The sequence below is a fragment of the Paraburkholderia sp. SIMBA_030 genome (assembly GCF_046535245.1).
Classification (GTDB): Bacteria; Pseudomonadota; Gammaproteobacteria; order Burkholderiales; family Burkholderiaceae; genus Paraburkholderia.
Genome location: NZ_JAWRXB010000695.1, coordinates 1 through 266, shown reverse-complemented (window position 1 = coordinate 266; position 266 = coordinate 1). Strand labels below are relative to the sequence as shown.

The following is a 266-nucleotide window of genomic DNA, read 5'->3' as shown; positions in this document are numbered from 1 at the left end:
CAACGAGGCTTTTTTTGCGCGCGGTGAAGAGGAGCGGCAGCTCAACCGGCTGTTGCTCGAGCGTGGTGTCGAGCGCATCTGCCTCGACCCGCGGGCGTTGTTCAGTTGCACCTCGCGCGAGCCCGCCGTGCTGCATGCCCAGGCCAAGAAACCCAAGGTGCCGCCACGCCCGGCCGCCTTCAGCCAGCATCCGCAGGTACGTTTCATTGGCCATCCGCAGCTTGAAGCCAACGAAGCCTTCCTGACGCCCTGGGTGGCCAAGGTGG

Annotated in this window: 1 protein-coding gene; it reads left to right on the top strand. The window is 65.4% G+C overall.

The genetic code is table 11. The features are described 5' to 3' along the window. On the top strand, window positions 1-266 hold a 266-nt coding region (locus SB772_RS41735), incomplete at both ends, for a hypothetical protein (protein WP_410838737.1).